Source organism: Campylobacter sp. 107 (genome assembly GCF_002383835.1).
GTDB lineage: Bacteria > Campylobacterota > Campylobacteria > Campylobacterales > Campylobacteraceae > Campylobacter_D > Campylobacter_D jejuni.
Window position 1 is genome coordinate 1 of record NZ_NXBA01000021.1, and the last position, 5930, is coordinate 5930.

At 25.5% G+C, this 5930-nt stretch carries 3 protein-coding genes; all 3 read right to left on the minus strand.

Going from position 1 to position 5930, the window contains the following annotated elements; all coding sequences use genetic code 11:
* Window positions 1–1251, minus strand: a 1251-nt coding sequence (locus BGS40_RS03920; RefSeq protein WP_096738389.1) for a hypothetical protein, incomplete at its 3' end; no start/stop codon positions are given.
* Window positions 1252–1261: 10 nt separating this feature from the next.
* Window positions 1262–4732 (minus strand): hypothetical protein, encoded by a 3471-nt coding sequence (locus tag BGS40_RS03925; protein WP_096738390.1) that lies wholly within the window; start codon window positions 4730–4732, stop codon window positions 1262–1264.
* On the minus strand, window positions 4729–5808 hold the full coding sequence (locus BGS40_RS03930; RefSeq protein WP_096738391.1) for a hypothetical protein: 1080 nt from the start codon (window positions 5806–5808) through the stop codon (window positions 4729–4731). The genes BGS40_RS03925 and BGS40_RS03930 overlap by 4 nt, the downstream gene beginning before the upstream one ends.
* Window positions 5809–5930 lie beyond the last annotated feature (122 nt).

Below are 5930 nucleotides of genomic sequence, written 5' to 3' on the forward strand. Positions count from 1 at the left end.
TATTTTAGCTCGAAGTTCTTGCGGAAAATTATATCTATAAATAGCAGGAATTCTTGGATCAAGTTTAGCATCTAATTTGTGTCTTTTGTAATACCATTCTAGATTTTCAGGGGTAAAATAATAAGGGGCATTAGGATAGCCTTGAGGTGGGGTTAGGGCTGCTAGTTTGGCATGTAATATTAAAGTATCATTAAAAAGTTGAGCTCTTTCTTCACTCCAATCATTAGGTGTATCTGTTCCATAGCCATTTACCATGCCATTATAATACCCTCCCCTATGATGATCAAATTCTCTTCTGCTTTCATAAGTAGAATCTATATCCCTTGGATCTTTTATTTTGCCCTCAACTATATCACTTCTTAAGGCTTTGTATATATCTCCAAATTCATCTTCAGAAATTTGATATTCGTTATAATCAATCACCCAATCTACTCCCATAATCTCATCTATAAAAGGAAGCATACCAAATTCATCAGGTTTTAAAGTCTTAGCTAAGGTTTTAATCTCTTGTTCTCTTAAAGGATTTTTATGCACTCCTACTAAACCACTTCCTACAGCAATATCTGCATAACCATAAATAGCACCTAATAAATTAGGTTTATCTAATATACTACTTCCTCCACTTAATTGTATATAAAGTATAGTAGCTTGGATAAATCTTGCATTAAAACCATTTTGAGACATATCATTAGCTAGGTATTTATAATCACCTAATATTCCTGCTGCCATACCCCATTCATTATGAAATAAACTTGATCTTAGATTATGTTTATTATCATCTACTATTCTATATAATTTTTCATATTTAGGATCTACATTTCCTTTTTCATCCACAGCTCCTATAGCTTCATAAGGTATATCTATAACAACACTTCTTATACCACTTCTTATAACTAAATATTTATATCTTTCTTTTTTAGTTTTTAAAGATTTATAATAAGCTTTTTCTGCTTTAGTCCAAGGAGCTATGCTTCCTTTGATAGGATCTTTTAAATAAATACTTTGCCAATCTTTAAATTCAAGTAAAGTAGAACTTTGCCCTGTATAAAGATTAGGATCTAAATATCTGGGTTGATAGTCTTTATAGGGAGAGTTTTGTTTGATATTGTGTGCTTCAAACAAAGCTTTAGAATATTCTTGGGTGTATTTACCTACCTTAGCTCCCCCATCATATAATAAAATTTTATTCGTTTTTTTTTCTACATCTAATATAAGTCCATTAGGTGTATAAATCTCGTAAGTTTCACTCATTTTTATCCTTTCATCCTATATATAAACCATCTTCCATGATTATAGTTGTAGCTAGTCTGCCTATAAACTTATTAGAATAATCTTGTATTTTACTAATATCATCGCTTTCTTCCTCATCATTTTCATTTTTTATTTCATCTTTTGTCTTTTCATCCCCTATCCCCCTATACATCACTTCCAAATTATGTTGTCCTATAGCTTCTAAATTTTCCATCAATCTTCTTGCCTTTTGCCTATCTTCTATGAACTTACCTCTTTCATCTTGAGTGGTATTATAAATCCCATTTGCATATTCATATAAAATTTGTATAGCATCATTATAAGCTAAGATAGGGTGTTGTTTTATCACTGGGTGTTGTGTTTTATACTCTTCTTTTCTTTGAAAATGCTCTAGCTTATATATATTACAATTTCTAAGTTCTATATTGTTTTTTTCAAAAAATTCCTTATCATTTAAGATATATTTGCCTTCATTGATTTTATCTTCCTTAAAAGCACTTCTTTTTTCATCTAAAATAATATAAGATAAAAGTCTTTTTAAGGCAAATTCCCTAGCTTTGCTTGAAGTCGTAGCACAAGCAATACTAGGATAATAATTAAGCCCACCCGTGCATAATAAAGAACCAAAAATAAACTCAGATAAATCAAAACTCATAAATCTAGAATTTATCAATAAAGGATAGGTTAAGTATTCTTCTTTTTTTACAGCTAAAGGAAAATCATAATTGTAAGTAAATTTTTCATACATTAGTTTTTCATATAAAATTTTTAATCTTTCATAATTTGTAGGCAAAAGTGTATCGATAAAAGATCCTGCTAAATTTTTTAACACATCTATACTTAAATTTTTACTTACTTTAATAGAAAAATCAATAGCTAATTGTTTTTTTACTTTTGATATCAAATGAATTTGCTTAGCTTTATCCAATCTTGAAAAACTCTTTGACTTTTTCAACTCGCTTGCATATTCTAATTGATTAAAATAATAATAATTTGTTCCTATTTGATATAAAAAAAGCTTATTGAGTGGCTTTTTACTTTTTGGATTAATTTTTATAAAATGTCCTTTAGGATTAAGTGCATAAAATATCCCTAGTTCTTTAAAAAAATGTGCTTTAAAACTAGAAAATAATTTATTACCATAATGCTTTTTATCAAAGCTTGAATTTATAAAAAATAAAATCATTTTTTTAAAAAAATCAGGCTGGCTCATAAAAAATTCTGCAAAAGGAAAAAGTTGCTTAATGATATTAAAAAAAGTGATATCTATGGATAATTTTGCAAGTTCTTTATCAAGCATAATATCTTGAATGCTTTTATCTAAATCTTTTTTTGAAGGAAGAGTTTTGTCTGTTTGTATATTTTCTTCAAATTCAATCTCCTCATCAAAGCTTTCATTTAAGGTTTTTAAAAAATTTACATAAGTTTGATCTTCTTCTTCAAAATCATTTTCAAACATAGCTTTGGCTAATTCATCTAAATAAATAACTTCATCTTCTTTTTTATTTTTATTTAATTCTTTAGATAAAAAGATATAAATTTTTTTATCATTATCATAAAAATAAATATCATCAGGGATAAATGAAATATACTCATTAAAATAATTTGGTATTTTAATCTTTTGATAATTACCAATATTTGCCTGAAACAATTTATATCCCAAAGAATATTCTTGCGTAAAAGCTAAGTCTTTTTGTAAAACATACAAAGTTAAAGTCAATAAAACAACCGTTAAAGGTGAGTATTTCTTAAAATCTACATTTTCATATGTTTTAAACATTAATGTTTCTGAGTTAAGATTGGATTGTGTTTGGTCATAGCGAGAATTGATATTATCTAAATAATTATTAAAAAGCTCGACATATTCTTTTACTTTTTCTTTTTCTTTTTCGCTAATTTCTTCCAGTTCTTTAGGCAATTTAAAAAAGCTATCAATATAAGCAAAATCTTGCTTAACTTTTTCATATTCTAATCGTTCGTTTATATATTCCAATAAATAAAGTTTCATCCAAGAATATGTTTGATTATAAAAATTAAAATATCCCTTATATTTTTGATAAATCTGTCCATCAAGTTTCACAAAAGGACAAAGTTGCAATACATAATCATCTTCTTTTTTAACATCTCTTTCTATAAAATAAGAACCATAATCTCTTTTGCTAGGAAAATCGCCTTTTAATGTAAGTTTTTCATTTTTTGTAAGAGCTTTGGGGCGATTTTTTATTATTGCTCCTAATTTTTTTTGATACAAGTCCTCACAAAGTCCTGCATTGTTAAGCTGTGGTGGATTGGTAATAAGCAAATAATTTTTACCCATTTTGGTTGTATTGATTTGATCAGTATTTTTTTTATCTAATATCATTTCTACTAGCATGGAAGAATTTAAATCAGGATATTCTGCATAAAAGAAATGATTGAGTTTAGAGATATTTAAATTGATTGCTTTTTTTAATGTTGTATCAAAATTATTTAAACTAGAATTCACTAAAAGTGTATTATCTAACTTTTCATTTTCAAATTTTAGATTATTTTCTAAAAAATTATCAAAAATACCTTGAAATTCTTCATCTAAAATAACTTTATAAAAACTATTTTTATAAAGACTAATAGAAGGTACATTAGAATAAGATGAAAAATCTATTAATACTTTATCATCTATAATTAATACATCAGATAAAATTTCTTCATTGCACAAAGCGATAATAGGATAAAGCTTACTAGTAATAAGCTCTAAAAGTGGATAAGCAAAATCATAATAATATTTTTGTTCCTTATACTCTTGATACTCAGCAGAAGAATTATAAGCTTCAAATAATGTATTTACAACAAAAACATAAGGATTTTTTTTGACTAAAGAGACAGGTTTTTTAAGATTGGTTACAGAATCTAATATATTGATAAAAAATTTTGCTATAGCTCTAATAATTTGCTTATATTCATCATCATTAGATTGAGTAATATTTTTTAAAAGTGTATTAAAAAGTGTATCTAGGGTAAGTTGTATCTTTGGTTTAATTTCTTGCTCAAAATAGTTAGATTCTTTGATATTTTTTAATAATATATTTAATTCTTTTTGAATTTCTTTTAAAAAATTTTCAATATTTTCTACATTGTTTTCATCAATAATTTTATTGAGCGTTTTATTTTCATTTTGATTAATTGCATTATTTAAAAATTTTAAATTATTAAAGATAATTTTTTTAATGCTAGATAAATTTTTATCAGAGCTAAATTTTTGTTCTTTTGTGATTTCGTCTTTATTGGCTTGATTTAAATGTATGATTTTAAAAGTTTTTGTATTATCAATTTTAAAATTATCTTCAATAGTATGTAGTGTCTTATACAAAGAATTCTTAGCTTCTTTATATCCATCAAAATCACTGCATATAAAAATAATTTTATTAGTATTTTTGGTAAGATTTTTTAACTCGATTTCTAAATTATGATTTGATGCAATTAAAGTAAAATTTTTTATTTTCATATTTTAACCCCATTTACCACCACAAATTTACAAACATAAAGCTCTTGTTTTCTATCTTCATCTTCTAAGATTTCATCTAGTCCTTGTACGATTTGAAGTTTTAAATTTTGCATTTTAGCAGGAGTTAAAAAACTAAAATGATATTCGTTTAATTCTTTATTATCTTCTAAAGCATTTTTGATGATTTTATCATACTCATGTAGCTGTGTAAAATACCCTGCTCCTAAATCTTTATTTTTAAATTCCTTATAAGCACTTTTATAAACTTTAGCAATGTTTTTTGGGATAATAAAATAAAGTTTGATTAAATTAGTATCAAAGCTAAGATTTAATTCTTTAAATTCATAATCTTTACTAAAGTCTTGTTTGAATTGATTAAGAATATTAACATTCTTTATATCTTTTAAATCTTTTTGATCTATATTTAATTCACTTAAAGCTTTATTTTGTTCTTTTTTTTCATTATTGATTAAAAGATTATAGATAGGTAAATTATCTTTTTGAAATCTATCACTTTTATAATGAAGTCTTATTATAGGTTCTTTTAACTCTATTTGATTTTTACTTTGTTCTCCTAAGCCCTCTTTAGGATCAAAGCTGTAATCAAATTTAAACTTAGTAGGAGTAAAGCTTACTTTTAAAGGAAAACCTTTATCACTAATACAAGCTGATATGAGTTCTTGTAAGATTATATATTCATTATTGACTTTCTTTTGAGATAAGGATCCTTTTACATTAACAACTTTAGTACAAGGAACACTTACACCTGCTATAGTATTAGGACAAGCTACTATACTAGAGTTTAATAAATCACTTTCTAGCATTATAGGCACACCATCATCTTTAAAAGTTTTTCCTTTGTTTGATTTAAGTATGACTTTACCTCCATGGATACATTCTAGGTTTTGATTTTCTAAAAGAGCATGAAGTTTAGCTATAGCTTGTTTTTTATCTACTTGTGTGGTTTTTTGTTCTTTTAAAGTGTTTGAAATTAAGTCTTTATACTCTAAGCTTTGTTTGCTTAAACATTCTAATTTAATATTTAAAGAATTTTCTATAATAGAATAATTAAGCAAACAAAGTTCATCATTTTTATAAAAGATACTAAGTCTTCCTAAACCACTGCTTTCATCTTTAGGAGAAAAATAATAACTAGGTGTATCTTGTTTTATGGCATTATCTTGATCTAATTCTCCAA